Annotated in this window: 12 protein-coding genes; 4 read left to right on the plus strand and 8 right to left on the minus strand. The window is 73.4% G+C overall.

The window, feature by feature from the left end; genetic code table 11:
• Positions 1-23 precede the first annotated feature (23 nt).
• From IE329_RS17460 to IE329_RS41860, 4 genes are all read right to left on the minus strand, one after another.
• Entirely contained in the window at positions 24-1,076 is a 1,053-nt protein-coding gene (locus IE329_RS17460) for a LacI family DNA-binding transcriptional regulator (RefSeq protein ID WP_190211820.1), read from the minus strand.
• A 162-nt stretch (positions 1,077-1,238) separates the two neighbouring features.
• Entirely contained in the window at positions 1,239-1,811 is a 573-nt protein-coding gene (locus IE329_RS17465) for a hypothetical protein (protein WP_190211821.1), read from the minus strand.
• A 187-nt stretch (positions 1,812-1,998) separates the two neighbouring features.
• Positions 1,999-3,393 carry a DUF1996 domain-containing protein gene (locus IE329_RS17470; RefSeq protein WP_190211822.1) on the minus strand — a complete coding sequence of 465 codons (1,395 nt, stop codon included), beginning with the start codon at positions 3,391-3,393 and terminating at the stop codon, positions 1,999-2,001.
• 108 nt (positions 3,394-3,501) lie between these two features.
• Positions 3,502-6,969 carry a galactose-binding domain-containing protein gene (locus IE329_RS41860; protein ID WP_308438382.1) on the minus strand — a complete coding sequence of 1,156 codons (3,468 nt, stop codon included), beginning with the start codon at positions 6,967-6,969 and terminating at the stop codon, positions 3,502-3,504.
• A gap of 417 nt (positions 6,970-7,386) precedes the next feature.
• On the opposite strand from IE329_RS41860, the gene IE329_RS17480 reads away from it, so the two are divergent.
• From IE329_RS17480 to IE329_RS17495, 4 genes are all read left to right on the plus strand, one after another.
• Entirely contained in the window at positions 7,387-8,685 is a 1,299-nt protein-coding gene (locus tag IE329_RS17480) for an ABC transporter substrate-binding protein (RefSeq protein ID WP_190211823.1), read from the plus strand.
• A 94-nt stretch (positions 8,686-8,779) separates the two neighbouring features.
• Complete coding sequence (locus tag IE329_RS17485) at positions 8,780-9,748, plus strand: carbohydrate ABC transporter permease (RefSeq protein ID WP_190211824.1); 969 nt, start codon at positions 8,780-8,782, stop codon at positions 9,746-9,748.
• On the plus strand, positions 9,748-10,581 hold the full coding sequence (locus IE329_RS17490) for a carbohydrate ABC transporter permease (protein ID WP_190211825.1): 834 nt from the start codon (positions 9,748-9,750) through the stop codon (positions 10,579-10,581). The genes IE329_RS17485 and IE329_RS17490 overlap by 1 nt, the downstream gene beginning before the upstream one ends.
• The gene (locus IE329_RS17495; RefSeq protein WP_190211826.1) at positions 10,578-13,127 is read left to right on the plus strand and encodes a glycoside hydrolase family 3 C-terminal domain-containing protein; all 2,550 of its coding nucleotides are present in this window, start codon (positions 10,578-10,580) and stop codon (positions 13,125-13,127) included. The genes IE329_RS17490 and IE329_RS17495 overlap by 4 nt, the downstream gene beginning before the upstream one ends.
• Before the next feature lie 208 nt (positions 13,128-13,335).
• On the opposite strand, the gene IE329_RS17500 is transcribed toward IE329_RS17495, so the two are convergent.
• The 4 genes from IE329_RS17500 to IE329_RS17515 all read right to left on the minus strand — a co-directional run bounded on the left by IE329_RS17500 (position 13,336) and on the right by IE329_RS17515 (position 16,557).
• The gene (locus tag IE329_RS17500; RefSeq protein ID WP_190211827.1) at positions 13,336-14,154 is read right to left on the minus strand and encodes a shikimate 5-dehydrogenase; all 819 of its coding nucleotides are present in this window, start codon (positions 14,152-14,154) and stop codon (positions 13,336-13,338) included.
• Between the two features lie 171 nt (positions 14,155-14,325).
• Positions 14,326-14,814: a DUF6328 family protein gene (locus IE329_RS17505; protein WP_229927525.1), complete on the minus strand. Its 489-nt coding sequence runs from the start codon at positions 14,812-14,814 to the stop codon at positions 14,326-14,328.
• A gap of 10 nt (positions 14,815-14,824) precedes the next feature.
• On the minus strand, positions 14,825-15,496 hold the full coding sequence (locus IE329_RS17510) for an SGNH/GDSL hydrolase family protein (RefSeq protein WP_190211828.1): 672 nt from the start codon (positions 15,494-15,496) through the stop codon (positions 14,825-14,827).
• A 437-nt stretch (positions 15,497-15,933) separates the two neighbouring features.
• On the minus strand, positions 15,934-16,557 hold the full coding sequence (locus tag IE329_RS17515; protein WP_190211829.1) for a GNAT family N-acetyltransferase: 624 nt from the start codon (positions 16,555-16,557) through the stop codon (positions 15,934-15,936).
• Between the last annotated feature and the right edge of the window lie 216 nt (positions 16,558-16,773).

The following is a 16,773-nucleotide window of genomic DNA, read 5'->3' on the forward strand; positions in this document are numbered from 1 at the left end:
CCGCGGGCAAGGCGGCTGCGCACTCAGGCGGACTGCCGGACCACCAGCGAGGGCTCGAAGATCACCGAGGTGGCGCCGCGCTCGGGACGCGCGATGTGGTCGAGCAGGATGCGGGTCATCTCGGCGGCCATCTCCTCCACCGGCTGGCGGACGGTGGTCAGCAGCGGGCGGCCGGCGGTGGCCGCGCTGCTGTCGTCGAAGCCCACCACCGCGACGTCCTCCGGGACCCGCCGCCCGTGGTCGCGCAGCACCGCCAGCGCGCCCTGGGCCATCAGGTCGTTGGCGGCGAACACGCCGTCCGTGTCCGGGTGCTCGATCAGCAGCCTGGTGATCGCCCGCTCACCGCCGGCCTGGGTGAAGTCCGCCTCGGCGTGCGGCAGGTAGGGCAGGCCGTGGCGGGCCATCGCGTCGTGGAAGCCGGCCAGCCGGTCCCGGGCGGCCCGGACGCCGGAGGGGCCGGCGATGGTCACCACCCGGCGGCAGCCCCGGGCGTGCAGGTGGTCGGCGGCCAGCCGCCCGCCGTCGCGGTTGGCCAGGTCGACGCAGCTGATCGGCAGCGGCCGGTCGGGCCGGCCGAACAGCACCGCGGGGACGCCGGCCTCCAGCAGCAGGGCGGGCATCGGGTCCTCGGCGTGGGTGGAGACGACCATGGCGCCGTCCGCGTTGCCCTGCCGCAGATAGGCGAGGGCCTGCTCGCGGGCCTCGGGGGCGTCCGCGAGCATCAGCACCGGGTGCAGGCCCTGCGGCCGCAGGGCCTGGAAGACCCCGCTGACCACCCGGCCGAAGAAGGGGTCGGTGAAGACCTCGCCGCCGGCCGGCCCGTCGGCCTCGGCGCCCGATCCCGAGACCACCAGCGCGAGGGACCCGGCACGCCGGGTGACCAGGGACCGGGCGGCGCCGTTGGGGACGTAGCCGGTGCTCGCGATGGCCAGCCGGACACTCTCCTGGATCGCGGGGTCGACGTTGCGGATGCCGTTGATGACCCGGGAGACGGTGGCCCGGGAGACGCCCGCGACCCTGGCCACGTCCTCCAGAGTCGTGGAGCGGTTGACGGCGGACCGGAGGACTTCGCTCATGGTGTCTTTATAGCATCTGGGAGAGCGCTCTATCCATCAAAGCCACAGCTCGCAGCAGCCCCGACGGCCGACCGGGGCCCGGCCCGGGGCTCCCGGAGGGCCTTCGGAGCCCCGGAGCGGCGCCCGGAGCACCGCCGGAGCCCCTCCGGGAAACGTTTCCCGTCACGGTGCGTGCTCCTTCCAGCAGATCATCACCGTGGTCGCGGCCGTCACCGAGACGTTCGACCGCGTCCGCGGCGGCTTGCCGAAACGCTCCGGCAGCCGGTGCACGTCGACCGTCAGCACCGAGCCGTCCCGGAGCACCACCGTCGAGCCGTCGGCCTGGGTGTAGGCCGCGTCGCCGAGGCCCTCGACCGTGGTCACCGGCCCGGCGCTGCCGCGCAGGCCCGCGAAGTGCGCTGCCGCGGTGGCCCGGTCGGCCAGCTCCTTCACCGTGATCAGCAGCGTGCCCTCGGTGTACGCGTAGGTGCAGGTGTACAGGTGCTGGGCCCAGGTCCCGGCGGGCGCGGTGGCCGGCTCGGTGCCGAAGGCCCCGGCCAGCTGCATCGGCACGCTGCCGGCGCAGACCATCAGGGAGGCCGGCGAGGGGCCGAGGTCCACCGCCGCGGAGGTCCGTGCCCCCGGCGGGGCGGCGGCCGGGCCCGGCGCGGGCGGGGCGGCGCAGGCGGCGGCCGCCAGGGCCAGCAGGAGGGCGGCGGCGGTCCGCGACAGCGGCCGGCTCGGGCGGGTGGTCATACGGTCCTCCGGGGCGGGGCGACGGGCCAGGGGTGGGGCCCCGGGCCGACGGGGGGACGGGCCGGCGGGGGACGGGCCGGCCCGGGGTACGGCCGTGCCCGCGACCGGCCCCGCATGGGCGGGGACGGCCACGGGCACGGGATCAGGTGGTCCGGATCAGGTGGTCCGGATCAGGTGGTCCGGACCGTCAGGGCAGCAGGTACTGCGCGTTGAGCACCGCGCCCTTGGCGGGCTGGTTCTCGTCGTAGCCGCGCGGGTCGCACTGGAGACCGCCGACGATGCAGTGGTTCACCATCGCGGCGAGCGTGGGAGCCTCCCAGGCGTTGAAGAAGTCGTAGTGGAAGGAGAAACCCCGTCCGCTCGACAGGTGGAGCTGCGACATGTTCGCGGTGTTGACCGGGAAGGCCACCTTGAACTCGATCATCGGCAGCGCCACCGGGTGGGTGGCCGGGCAGACCCCGCCGACCGGGTAGGCCATGTGGCTCTTGTGGTCGGGGGTGTCCAGGTAGAGCCCGTTCCAGCAGCTGGGCGCCTGGTAACGGATGCCGACCTGGCCGCCGCCGGGGCAGTCGACCGGCAGGTCGCTGGTGTGGTAGCTGGTGCCGCACTCCCAGCCCGCGACGTAACCGGGGTCGGTCGCGAACTGGGTGGCGGTGGCCGACGGGCTGCCGACCACGAACCGCAGGCCCGGCGGGAACGGCCGGACGCTGGTGTAGTCGTTCACCGAGCTCTTGTAGTAGATGGTCTGCAGGCCGACCGGGTTGACCAGGGTCGACCCGTCGTACATGGAGGGCATCCAGTACCCGGAGCGGTCGGCCGGGGCCAGGCAGCTGCTGGCGCTGGTGTTGAGCGAGGCCAGCGAGGAGGCGGCGTTGGTGTTGGTGGCCCCCATGAACGTGTGCATGTGGGAGGCACCGGCCTGGCCGGGGAAGACGATCGGGTCGTCCGGCAGGTTGTGGGACGCCGTGCAGTTCGCCTGGAACTCGTGGAAGTACGCGTGCGGCGGGTTGGCGGTCGACGGGGTGACCCCGGTGACCTGCGGGTTGGCCGGCACGTAGCCGTTGGTCGGGACGGTCACCTGGCCGTACACCTTGAACTCCAGCAGCGAGTACCCGTACTGGGTGCCGCGGGCGGTGGCGTAGAGCCGGATGTAGCGGCCGCTGCCGGTGACGGCGAGGTTCTGCACCCCGCCGGTGGCGTTGGCGGTGGAGTAGACCGTCGTCCAGTTGCTGGCGTCCGGGGACACCTGGAGCTGGAAGGCCTTGGCGTAGGCCGCCTCCCAGTCCAGCTCGACCTTGCTGACGGCGGCGGTGCCGCCGAGGTCGATCTGGATCCAGGACGGATCGGTCCAGGTGCTCGCCCAGCGGGTGTTGAGGTCGTTGTCGACCACCGCACCGGCCGGGAAGTTCAGGCTCTCGATGGACGAGGCCGTCACCGGGCGCGCCGTCGAGATCAGCGGGTCGCCGGCCGCGGCGGCCTGCTGGGCCGTGCCGGAGAGACCGGTCAGGGCGAGGACGGCGGCGAAGGCCACCGCCAGGGACGTGCGGCGCGGTCGGCCGCGGGACAGGAAGCGGGGTCGCATCGGACCTCCAGGTCGAACGGATGGGGGTGGGGCCCTCGGGACCGGGAGGAGTGGGGTTCGCCCCGGTCCCGAGGGGGTCTGGATCAGGCGTGCGCCAGGCTGTGGGGCCTAGGCGTAGACGCCGAACTCGTAGAGCGAGTCGCCGTAGGCGGTGCCCCGCTGCGTGATGTTGATCCGGACGTACCGTCCGCTGCCGGTGACGTCGAAGTCGTCGATGCCGCCGGTTCCGGTGGTGGTGGACCAGACGGTCGCCCAGTTGGTGCCGTCGTTGGAGGTCTGGATCTGGTAGGCCTTCCCGTAGGCGCCCTCCCAGCCCAGCTGGACGTGCTTGAAGGTGGTCACAGCGCCGAGGTCGACCCGGACCCACTGCGGGTCGGCCCACTCGCTGGCCCAGCGCGTGCCCCAGTTGCCGTCGGTGGCGTTGGACGCCGGGTACGGCGCGCCGTTGCCGACCGCCTGGAAGCTGGAGGCGGTGGTCGGCTTGTTCAGCGCCACGTTCGTCCCGTTGACCGTCGGGGCCACCACGCGGAAGGACTTGGTCTCGATGCCCACGTTGCCGTGGCCGTCGTAGGCGTAGACGTAGACCTTGTACACGCCCAGGTTCTTCGGGGCGGTCGCGGTGAACCGGCCGTCGGCGGTCTGGACGAACTTGACCTGGTCGAACCCGGTGCCGCCGCCCGCGTACTTGGCGCAGTAGAGCAGCTGGTAGCGGATCAGGTCGCCGTCGGGGTCGGTGGTGGTGGTGCTGATGTTGAACGTGCCGCCGGCCGGGACGGTCGCGGTGTTGCTCAGCGTCATGTCGGAGATCACCGGGGGCGTGTTGGTGCCCACGTTGCCGTTGTAGTCCTTGGCCACCGAGTAGAAGCTGAGGCGCTTCCAGCCGGCGGGCACGGTGTTGTACCAGACGCCGCCGAAGTCGTTCTCGGTGCCGTAGTGGAAGACCGTGGCGCCGAGTGCGACGCCCTGGTGGCCGGTGATGCAGGCCCAGTTGGACAGGTAGGCGTCACGCTTCTTGATGTCCGAGGGCTCGGTGGGCACGCCGTTGGCGTCGTTCGGGACCTCCCACTCGCCGTCCTCGCCGGACTCGGTGATGATGTACGGCTTGGTGTAGCCGCCGGCGATCCAGTCGGCCTTGACGTTGCAGACCGAGCCGTAGGAGTTGACGGCCAGCAGGTCCAGGCTGGGCGTGTAGTCCTTGTAGTACTTCCAGGCCGCGGTGTACGCGTCGGTGGAGGTCACCGGGTGGTTGGTGTCGATGGCGTGGATCGCCTGGGTGACCCGCTCCACGTACTTGGCGTACGCGACCCGCTGCTGCTCGACCGTGGTGCCGTTGTAGGTGTGGTCCTGGGTGGTGAGGATGACCTCGTTGCCGACGTCCCACATCAGCACGCCGGGGTGGTTCTTGTAGGTGGTCACCCACTGCTTGATCTGGTCGAGCGTGCTGTCCATGTACGCGGTGTCGTTGACGTAGTCCGCGCCCTGGTTCAGCCAGAACCCGTTGACGACCTTGATCCCGTGCGCGGCGGCGGTGTCCAGCAGCGGCTTGCTGCCGGCGTCGGTGCCCCAGGTGCGCAGGGTGTTGACGCCCATCGCCTTGAGCTCGCGGACGTGCGCGTCGATGGTGGTGTTGGCCGGGCCCCAGGTGATGCCCTTGACCTGGTACGGCGCGCCGTTCACGGTGAGCGCCCAGTTGCCCTGGCCGCCGGTCACCTTGACGGTGGACCCGCCGGTGGGGACGGCCGGGTCGGTCAGCGCCGCCGGGGCGTTGCCGGTGGTGGTGGAGACCGTCACCTTGTCGATGCTCAGCACGCCGCCGGACGTGGTGTTCGCGGTCGGCGAGGTGCAGTTGCAGTTCCCGTTCGGGAACCCGCCGCCGATGCCGAGGTTGAACACCAGGTAGAAGCCGTGGTGCACGGCCGCGTCCCAGGTGGCGACGCCGACCTGGGACTCGCTGACCTGCCAGACCTGACGGCCGTCGAGGTACCAGCGGATCTGCTCGTCCGAGGTGGTGCGGTCCAGGATCTGCGAGTACGTGTGGTAGTCGCTCTGGCAGCCGGTGCAGCTGGCCAGCCCGCTGGTCATGCCGTTGTACTCGTTGCAGTTGCCGCCGGGGGCGGTGCCGCAGTGCAGGGTGGTGGAGAGCTGGCTGCGGCCGTTGACGTTCTCCAGGATGTCCGACTCGCCGGCGCCCGGCCAGACGGTGAAGTTGCCGCGGTTGCCGGCGCCCATCGCGCGGAACGAGGGCCAGTAGCCGGTGCCGTCGGCGACGTTCGGCTGCTTGACGGTCGCGGAGATCTGGAGCTGGCCGCCGGCCGGGGCGGCGAAGTCGGAGCGCTGGCTCTCGACCCGGCCCGACGTCCAGGCGTCGCCGTTCTTCAGCGCGGTGAGGTTGAGCGCGCCGTTGCCGTTGAGCGAGACGTTGGCGGGCGCGTTGGTGTTCGTCTGCACCTCGCTGGTGCCCCAGTTGGCCGGACCGCCCGGGTAGGAGGTGCCGGTCTGGGTGATCCAGTTCGCGGCGGACGGCGCGGCGCCGGCGTTGCCCGTGAAGTCCTCGTTGAACACGGTGGTCCAGTTGCCCGGCGGCGGGGTCACCGGCGGGGTGGTGGGCGGCGTGGTCGGCGGGGTGGTGGGGGGCGTGGTCGGGTCACCGCCGGTGCGGACCTGCAGCTCCCAGAGCGAGTAGCCGTAGCCGGTGGCGCGGACGGTGCCGTTCATCCGCACGTAGCGGGCGGTGCCGGAGACCGCGAGGGTCTCGGTGCCGCCGGCGCCGGTGGTGGTGGAGTACGCGGTGGTCCAGTTCGTCCCGTCGGTGGAGAGCTGGATCTGGTACGCCTTGCCGTACGCGGACTCCCAGTTCAGCACGACCTGGCAGACCGGCTGGGCCGAGCCGAGGTCGACCTGGATCCACTGCGGGTCGGTGTTGGCGCTCGACCAGCGGGTGCCGGTGTTGCCGTCCACCGCGTTGGCGGCCGTGGTGCCGTAGTTCTCCTCGCTGGACGCGGTGGCGGGCCGGCCCTGGGCGGCGTTCGTGGTGCCGCAGCCGGTGCCGGCCGCGCTGCCGAAGACCTGGAACTCCCAGAGCGAGTAGCCGTAGCCGGTGGCGCGGACGGTGCCGTTCATCCGCACGTAGCGGGCGGTGCCGGAGACCGCGAGGGTCTCGGTGCCGCCGGCGCCGGTGGTGGTGGAGTACGCGGTGGTCCAGTTCGTCCCGTCGGTGGAGAGCTGGATCTGGTACGCCTTGCCGTACGCGGACTCCCAGTTCAGCACGACCTGGCCGATCGCGGCCGGGCTGCCGAGGTCGACCTGGATCCACTGCGGGTCGGTGTTGGCGCTCGACCAGCGGGTGCCGGTGTTGCCGTCGACGGCGTTGCCGGCGGTGGTGCCGTAGTTCTCCTCCGAGGAGGCCGTGACCGGCTTGCCCTGGGACAGCAGAACGGGCGCGGCCTGGGCGCGGCTCGTGGGGACGAACAGCATCAGGGCCGCGACCAGGGCTGCCGCGACGGTCGCGGCCACCGCTCGCCACCCGGGTGACGAGCGTTCGGGGCCGGCTGCTGTCCGGACGGGTGGTGCGAGCATGGGGGACTCTCCTGACGAGACGGTGGGGGGAGGACCGGAAACACCGGCCTTCGGCCGCAGCCGGTCCGGGAGGGGTGGTCGGACGACTGGGCCGGGTCGGGCTCCCATCGCTGGGAGAGCGCTCTCGCAGTGGTTGAGATAGTTGCGCTCGTGTTTCCGTCGTGTCAAGCCCTCTGCACGTATCGCCGCCGCACCCTGCCGGTTCGACAAAGGCGCAGCGCTGGCGCGGTATTGAGCGCCACCTCTTGACTTTGCCTGCTCCAGGGTCCAGGCTCCAGCCCCATGGGAGAGCGCTCTCCGCTCTGCTCCACAGGTGCTCCGACCGGCATCGCTCCCGGAGCGGCGCGCTCTCCCTGCCAGCCGCTCAGCCCTCCCCCTCACCCGTCAGGCCCAGCGCCGTCCCCGCAAGGAGTCACCATGCCCACCTTCCGTACCGGCCCGAGAACCCGGCTCCTCGGCGCGGCAGCCGCGCTCACCGCCCTGCTGGCCGTGACCGGCTGTTCCAGCGGCGGCGGGAGCCAGGCGCAGGACGACCCCAACGAGAAGATCACCCTGACCGTGAACCTCTTCTCCGACTTCGGGTACGCGGACCTCTACAAGCAGTACGAGCAGCAGCACCCCAACATCACCATCAAGGAGAACCGCGCCGACATGGGCGCGCACCACCAGAACCTGCAGGCCCACCTGCTGGCCGGCTCCGGCACCGCCGACGTCGAGGCGATCGAGATCGGCCAGGTCGCCGGGTTCCAGGCGCAGGCGCCCAAGTTCGTCAACTTCCTGGAGAACGGCGTCGACGCCGGCCAGTGGGTGCCCTCCAAGACCGCGCCCGCCTCCAGCGCCGACGGCAAGGTGCTCTTCGGCCTCGGCACCGACATGGGCGGCATGGCGCTCTGCTACCGCAGCGACCTGTTCAAGGCCGCCGGCCTGCCCACCGACCGGGACCAGGTCTCCGCACTGCTCTCCGACTGGAAGGCCTACGCCGCCACCGGGAAGAAGTTCCTCGCCGACAGCCCCAACAAGGACGTCCGCTGGTTCGACAGCGGCGGCAACCTGTTCAGCGCCGTCATCGCGCAGGCCCCGACCGGCTTCTACGACGCCGCCGGCAAGCCGGTGGTGACCGAGAACCCGGCCGTCCGGCAGGCGTTCGACCTGGTGGCCGGCGCGATCAAGGACGGCGAGTCGGCCGGCATCCAGGCCTTCACCCCCGCCTGGGACACCGGGTTCCAGAAGAGCCAGTTCGCCACCGTCGCCTGCCCCGCCTGGATGAGCTACGAGTTCAAGGCCAACCCGCCCACCGACGGCGGCACCTGGGACATGGCCCGGATCCCCGGCGGCGGCGGCAACTGGGGCGGCTCGTACCTCTCGGTGCCCAAGTCCGGCAAGCACACCAAGGCCGCCACCGAGCTGGCCAAGTGGCTCACCGCGCCCGAGCAGGAGGCCAAGCTCTTCACCGAGAAGGGCTACTTCCCCTCCGACCAGGCGCTCTGGAGCCAGCCCGACATCGCGAACCACACCGACCCGCTGTTCAACAACGCGCCCACCGGCAAGATCTTCTCCCAGTCCGCGAAGGACCTGAAGCCGCAGCCGCTCGGCGCGCACGGCGCCGAGATCGGCACCGCCCTCGGCAACGCCCTCACCTCGATCGAGCAGGGCAAGACGGACGCCGACGGGGCCTGGAAGAAGGCCCTCGCGGACGTCGCCAACATCGTCGGCTGACCACCCGCCGCCGCCCCACACCCCGAGACCCGCGGTACCGGCGTGGATCTGACACCACGCCGGTACCGCGCCACCCTCCAAGGAGCACACCCAGATGGCTGCGTCCGTCTCCGCCGGCCGGCCCGCCCGGGCCGCGCGCGCACCCGTGGCGGCCCACCGTCGGCACCGGCTCGACCGCACCCTCTCGCCGTACCTCTACATCGCGCCGTTCTTCCTGGTGTTCGCCGGCTTCGGGCTCTTCCCGATGCTCTACACCGGGTACGTGTCGATGACCAACTGGCGGGTCGACGTCCCCGGCAGCCAGGGGCAGTGGGTCGGCCTGGAGAACTACCGCAAGCTGCTGGACGACCCGTTCTTCCTCAACGCGCTGAAGAACACCGTCGGCATCGGTGTGCTCTCCACCGTCCCGCAGCTGCTGCTCGCGCTCGTCCTCGCGCACCTGCTGAACTACCGGATGCGCGGACGGACGCTCTTCCGGCTCGGGGTGCTGCTGCCCAACGTCACCTCGGTCGCGGCCGTCACCCTGATCTTCGTCCAGCTCTTCGGCCGTGACTACGGGCTGATCAACTGGACGCTCGGCCTGTTCGGCGTCGAGCACATCGACTGGCAGGCCGGCACGCTCTCCTCCTGGACGGCCATCTCCGCCATCGTCACCTGGCGCTGGACGGGCTACAACGCCCTGATCTTCCTGGCCGCGATGCAGGCCGTGCCGTTCGAGCTGTACGAGGCCGCCGCCATCGACGGGGCGAGCCGCTGGCGGCAGTTCCGCTCGATCACCGTCCCGATGCTGCGCCCGACCATCCTGTTCTCGGTGATCGTCTCCACCATCGGCGCCCTCCAGCTGTTCGGCGAGCCGATGCTCTTCGGCCAGCAGCAGGACCCGACCACCGGCGGCTCCCAGCACCAGTTCCAGACCCTCGCGCTGTACTCCTACAACCAGTTCTGGGGCCGCTTCAAGTACGGCTACGGCGCGGCCGTCTCCTGGGCGATGTTCCTGCTGATCGTCGTGATCGTCGGGGCCAACCTGATCGCCGCCCGCCGGATGAAGGGGCTGGACGCCTGATGAGCCGCAACCGCCAACTCTCCGCCGGCCGGGGCGTGTACGCCTTCCTCGGCGCCGCCGTGCTGGTCTCGGTGTTCCCGCTCTACTGGACGCTGGTCGCCGCATCGCGCAACAACACCGACATCCACAGCGTGCCGCCGATCCTGCTGCCGGGCGCCAACCTGCTGCACAACATCGGCCAGGCGTTCAGCCAGACCGACATGGGGCTGGCCCTGCTGAACTCGCTGATCGTCTCCTCGCTGGTCACCGCGAGCGTGGTGCTCACCTCGACCTTCGGCGGCTTCGCCTTCGCCAAACTGCCGTTCCGCGGCAGCAGGCCGCTGCTGGCCACCGTGGTGGCGACCATGATGGTGCCGACCCAGCTGGGCATCATCCCGCTCTACATCATGATGGCCAACTGGTTCCACTGGGCGGACCACCTCCAGGCCCTGATCGTGCCGGCCGCCGCCAACGCCTTCGGCCTGTTCTTCATGCGCCAGTACCTGGTCACCTCGCTGCCGGACGAACTCCTGGACGCCGGACGGATCGACGGCTGCACAACCCGCGGCCTGGTCCGGCACATCGTGCTGCCGACCGCCCGCCCGGCGATGAGCGTGCTCGGCATGCTCACCTTCATGGCCACCTGGAACGACTTCTACTGGCCCAAGGTCGTGATGACCCAGCAGAACCCCACCATCCAGCTCACCCTCTCCGAACTGGCCAGCGGCTACATCAAGGACTACTCCCTCGTCCTCACCGGCGCACTCGTCGCCAGCCTGCCCGTCATCGCGGTCTTCCTGCTGATGGGGCGCCAGATCATCGACGGAATCATGCAGGGAGCGACAAAGGGATGACCGACATCCGCACCAACGCCGACACCGCCGACACCGCCGACTCCACCCCGAAGCCGGGCCCCACCGCGCCGGCCGCCGGGGCACCGGAACTGGCGGCACTGGACCTGGACCTGGACCGCAAGGCCGCGCTGGTCTCCGGCGGCGGCGTCTTCCGCACCAGCGCGGAGCCCGCCCTGGGCCTGCGGCCGATCATCACCTCCGACGGCCCGGTCGGCGTCCGCGGCGAGCGCTGGGACGAGTCGGACACCGCGCTCGCACTGCCGTCCGTCACCGCCATGGCCGCCGGCTGGGACGAGGACCTCGTCCGCGAACTGGGCGCCCTGCTGGCCGCCGAGGCCCGCCGCAAGGGCGTCGACATGCTGCTCGCCCCCACCCTCAACCTGCACCGGTCCCCGCTCGCCGGGCGGCACTTCGAGTGCTTCTCCGAGGACCCGCTGCTCACCGGCCGGATCGGCGCCGCCTACATCGAGGGCGTGCAGAGCGGCGGGGTGGCGGCCACCGCCAAGCACTACGTCGCCAACGACTCGGAGACCGAACGGCTCACCCTGGACGCCCGGGTCGACGAGCGGACCCTGCGCGAGGTCTACCTCGCGCCCTTCGAGGCCGCCGTCCGGGCCGGGGTGTGGGCCGTGATGTCCGCCTACAACCGGGTCAACGGCGAGGCGATGAGCGAGAGTCCGCTGCTCACCGAGCCGCTGAAGGGCGAGTGGGGCTTCGACGGCCTGGTGGTCTCCGACTGGGGCGCGGTCCGCAACACCGTCCCCTCCGGCTCCGCCGCCGTCGACCTCGCCATGCCCGGCCCGAACGAGCACTGGGCCGCCGCGCTGGCCGAGGCCGTCCGGTCCGGCCTGGTCAGCGAGGCCGCCCTGGACGACAAGGTCCGCCGGCTGCTCCGGCTGGCCGGCCGGGTCGGCGCGCTGGACGGCCCGGCCACGGAGCCGGCCACGGCCCCGACGCCCGACGACGACGGGACCCGCGGGCTGCTCCGCCGGGCGGCGGCCGCCGCCGCCGTGCTGCTGCACAACCGCGACGCCGTCCTGCCGCTGGACGCCAAGGCGCTGCGCCGGGTGGCCGTGATCGGCCCGAACGCCGCCACCGCCCGGGTGCAGGGCGGCGGCAGCGCCTCGGTCTTCCCCGCCTCGGTGGTCTCCCCGCTGGAGGGCATCCGGGCCGCGCTGCCGGACGGAGTCCTGGTCGAGCACGCCGCCGGGGTGCGGACGGCGCTGCGGCCGACCCCGCTGGAGCGGGCCGACTGCCGGCACCCGGAGACCGCCGAACCCGGCCTGCTGGCCCGCTACCTGGACGCCGACGGCCGGGAGCTGCACCGCGAGCACCGGCCGAGCGGCCGGGTGCTGGAGCCCGCGGAGGGCGCCGGGCTCGACTCCTTCGGGGCGGTCGAGGTCAGCACGGTGTTCCGGGCGCCCGCCGCCGGCCGCTGGCGGATCGGCGTGGTCGGCCTCGGCCGGATCGTGCTGGAGGCCGACGGCGCCCTGCTGCTGGACGAGTACGTGCCGGCCGAGTCCGACGACCCGACCTACCTGCACGTGTCGCCGTCCTTCCGGCAGGTCGAACTGGAGCTGGCGGCCGGCCAGGAGGTGACCCTGCTGGCCCGGCGGACGGCCGAGCCCGAGCACGGCCGGGTGCTCGTGCTGGCCGCCGACCCGCCGGTGGCCGCCGAGGCCGCCGAGCTGGCGGCCGCGGTCGAACTCGCCCGGGGGGCCGACGCCGTGGTCGTCGTGGTGGGCACCACCGACGAGCACGAGAGCGAGGGGTTCGACCGCGGCACGCTCCGGCTGCCTGGCGGCCAGGACGCCCTGGTCTCGGCGGTGGCGGCGGCCAACCCGGCCACCGTGGTGGTGGTCAACACGGGCGGCCCGGTGCTGCTGCCCTGGCGCGAGGAGGTGGCGGCGGTGCTGCTCGGCTGGTTCCCCGGCCAGGAGGGCGGCGACGGCCTGGCCGACGTCCTGTTCGGCCGGGCCGAGCCCGGCGGCCGGCTGCCCACCAGCTGGCCGGCCGAGGAGCGGGACGCCCCGGTGCTCGACACCACCCCGCAGGGCGGCGTGCTCGCCTACACGGAGGGGCTGCACATCGGCTACCGGGGCTGGCTGCGGGCCGGGCAGCGCCCTGCGTACTGGTTCGGGCACGGGCTCGGCTACGGCGCCTGGGAGTACCTGGGCCTGACGGCGCCCGGATCGGTGGCGCAGGGGGCCGGCTTCACCGTCCGGGTCGCGCTGCGCAACACCGGGACCCGCAGCTCGCGCGAGGTGGTGCAGGTCTACCTGGCGCGGCCCGGCAGCGGGGTGGAGCGACCGGTGCGCTGGCTGGCCGGCTTCGCCGCCGTCCGGGCCGAGCCGGGGCAGCGGGTCGAGGTGGACGTGCCGGTGGAGGCGCGGGCCCTGCAGCACTGGTCGGTGCAGGACGGGCGCTGGCTCGGCGAGCCGGGCGGGTTCACCGTGCTGGCCGGTCCGTCCAGCGGCGAGCTGCCGCTGACGGCCGCGGTGCGGCTGACCGGGCCGGACGGCGGCCGGGCCGCGTCCAGGCCGTAGCTCCCGCCCGGCGGTGGCGCCGGGCGGGCGGGCCCTGGTCCGGGTGGGCACGGGGCCGAACAAGGGCGGGCGGGACCGGGGCGGGCATGGGGGCCCGCCGGGTCTCCGCCCGCCCCTCGTCGTGCCCGGGCCTCGTCGTCCCCACCCCTCGCCGTACCCGCCCCTCGCCGTGCCCGGGCCGGTGGCGGCCCGGGCCGGTGCCGTCCCCTCAGTCCCGGGCCTGGGCCGCCGCGCGCTCCACCAGCTCCCGCTCGGGGCGCACCCCGGTGTAGCGGACGAACTGCTCCAGCCCCTGCCGCACCAGCACCTCGTGCCCGCTGATCACCTGCCGGCCGAGCGCGCGGGCCCGCTTGACCAGCGGCGTCTCCACCGGCAGGGCGACCACGTCGAAGACGGTCGTCGCGGCCTCCACCGTGGCCGGCTCGAAGGAGAGGTCCTCCGCCTCCGGGCCGCCGCGCATGCCGATCGGCGTCACGTTGACGATCAGGTCGGCCCGCAGGCCGCCCACGCCGGAGCGCCAGGACCAGCCCTGGGCCTCGGCCAGCGCGCGCCCGGCCGCCTCGTTGCGGGCGACCACCGTGCCCGAGCGGTACCCGGCGTCACCGAGCGCGCCGGCCACCGCCTTGGCCATGCCGCCGCTGCCGCGGAGCGCGACGGTGGCGTCCAGCGGCACCCCGTGGGCCTCCAGCAGCTGGGCGACGGCGAGGTAGTCGGTGTTGCAGGCGCGCAGGACACCGTCGTCGTTGACGATCGTGTTGACCGAGCGGACGGCCGCCGCCGACGGGTCCAGCTCGTCGACCAGCGCGATCACGTCCTCCTTGAACGGCATGGAGATCGCACAGCCCCGGATGCCCAGCGCCCGGACCCCGCCGATGGCCGCCGGCAGGTCGGTGGTGGTGAAGGCCTTGTACAGGTAGTCCAGGCCGAGTTCCCGGAAGAGGAAGTTGTGGAACCTGGTGCCGAAGTTGCCCGGCCGCGCGGCCAGCGACATGCAGAGCCGGGTGTCCTTGCTGATCCGGGTGGTCATGGTCGGTCTACCCCTTCCCGTCGTACCGGCGTGCCGCCGGGCAGGACGCCGGCCCGGCGTGCCGCCGGGCAGGACGCCGCCGCCCGGCCCCGCCTCCCCACCCTGCCCGACCGGCCGGGGCGGTACCAGGACCTCCCGCCCCCGCGCGCCGGGCGGGCCGGCCCGAGCCGTTCACCGCTGCCGCTGGGTCCACGGCAGGACGAACCAGAGGCCCGCGAACATCAGCACGGTCAGCGCGGTGATCACCGCGGCCGGCACCGGCCCGAGCACCACGTCGGTGATCAGCAGCACCGCGCCGCTGAGCGCCAGGGCCAGGAAGAACAGGCCCGCCTCGGCCAGCCGGGAGGAGAGCGCGACGATCCGGCGCTTGGCCCCCCGGTGGAAGAGCCCGCGGTGCAGCGCGACCGGGGTCGCCAGCACCGCCGAGGCCACCACGGTGAGCAGCAGGGTGGTGACGTAGACGCCGGTCTGGAAGTCGTTCAGCTGCGGGAACCGGCTGGTGAACGCCAGGCCCAGCAGGAAGGCGAAGACGATCTGCACCCCGGTCTGGACGACCCGCAGCTCCTGGAGCAGTTCGACCAGGTTGCGGTCGGCCCGCTCGTCGGGCGTCTCGTGACGCTCCACGTCCGGGCCCCGGTCCGGTTCCGGTGCCGTCGCCACCCGGCCGAGCCTACCGGCCGGCCGCTGCGCGGACCGGGATCGACAGCAGGACGGGCAGCATCCGGAGCGCGTACGCGGCATAGCCCCGGGCCGACGGGTGCACGCCGTCCGGGCCGAGCAGTTCGGCGGGCCGGGCCCGGAACTCGTCCACCGAGGAGGGCGCGATCAGCGCGCCGGCCCGCACGGCCGCCCTGGTCTGCAACCGCGCCAGCCGCCGGGCCCGGCGGGAGGCGACGAGCCGGACCGGCGCGCGGAAGCCCGGTGCGCCACCCGGGTCGGCGCAGGGGACGACGACCACCTCCCAGCCGGCCCGGCCCAGCCCGTCGAGCACCCGGGCGAAACGACGGGCCGCCCCGCCGACGGACCCCGGCAGCATGGTGTCGTTGCTGCCGACGATGATCACGGCGACACCCGGCCGCAGGGTGCCCGCCCGCGCGACCTGCCGGTGCAGGGTGCGGGTGGTGGCGCCGGCCCGGGCGAGGACGCGGAGGTTCACCGGGCGCCCGCTGCCGTCCGCCAGCCCCTGGGCCAGCCGGGCTCCCAGGGTCTCCTCCTTGCGGCCGGCGCCGACGCTGCGGGCCAGCGAGTCACCGAGCATCAGCAGGGACAGCGGGGCGCCCTCGGCCGGGCCGTACCGGCCGTCGGCGACCGGCGCGGCCCAGGTCGACGGGGGGTTGGTCATCAGGACGGAGGTGAAGAGCCGGGCGCCGAGCAGCTGCAGCCGCCGGCGGCGGCGCCGCAGCGGGCCGGCGGGCCGCCGCGGGCCGCGGCCGGGTGCCGGGACACGGGGTCCGCGCCCGTCCGTCGGGGCGGTGCGGGGTACGGCGGGCACCTGGCCGGCCCACGGCTCGTCCCCGACAGGCCGGCGGGCATCGTCGCGATCCGCGGTGATCTTCACGGGAGGTGATCGTGGCGCACCGTCCGCACACGGCGCAAACCCCGCGCCCCCAATGGCCCAACCCCCGGTCCGGCCCGGGTCGGCGGGCGGGACCGGGGGCCGGGCCGGTCAGGGGGTCGGGGGTGGCTGCCGGGGGCGGGGCGCCGGGAGCGCGGGCGCCGCCCGGCCGGGGCCGGTCGGGGCCTGGCACACCGGCCTCGCGCACCGGCCGGGCCGCCGGGTCAGGGCGCGGTCGAGCGGCCCAGGTAGGTCAGCACCCCCGGGTCGGGCACCGGAAGGACGTGGAACCCGGTGCGGTCGTAGAAGGCCCGGGCTCCGGTGTTGGCGCTCACCATCCCGAGGTGCACCCGCTCCGCGCCGGCCCGGTGCAGGGCGGCGAGCAGGCGCTCGATCAGCAGGCGGCCGAAGCCGCGCCCCTGGAACTCCGGCAGCAGGTCGATGTGCAGATGGGCGGGGTAGTCGGCCAGCTCGGGCAGGATCATCCGCTCGGGGTTGTGCAGCAGCATGGCCATCAGCTCGTCGCCGTCGGCCGGCTCCCCCGCCGGCGGCGGGTACAGGTGGCCGACCCGGGGCAGCCAGCGCTCACGGAGCTCGGCCACGAAACGGGCGGTGTCGGAGGTGCCGAGCACGTACCCGACGGCGGTGCCCCGGCCGTCGTCCAGGACGAAGGCGAGGCCGGGTTCGAGCTCCAGGTAGGGCCCGGCGAAGTTGTCCGGCAGCACCCGCTCGTTCTTGTACAGGCCGGTGGCGTCGCCGCCGGCCTCGGCGGTGCGGACGCAGATGTCGTAGACCGCCTCGCGGTCGGCGGGGCGGTACGGGCGGATCGTCGGTTGTGGGCGCTCCATCGGGTGTCCTCTCCTCGATGCCTGCGGCTTCGGCGGTGCCCGCCGCCCGGGACGGCCGCACGACGGGACCGGTGGACGGCCGCACGACTGCCCGGCCCGGACGGTCGAACAGCCGAACGACCGGGCCGGGCCCGCCGTGCCCGGGCGGCGAAGGGCCGGGCACGGCAGACCCTCGGCTGCCGTGCCCGGCCCCGCGACGGGGGCGGTGTCCCCTTC

Origin of the sequence: Kitasatospora indigofera (assembly GCF_014655955.1) — a bacterium.
Classification (GTDB): Bacteria; Actinomycetota; Actinomycetes; order Streptomycetales; family Streptomycetaceae; genus Kitasatospora; species Kitasatospora indigofera.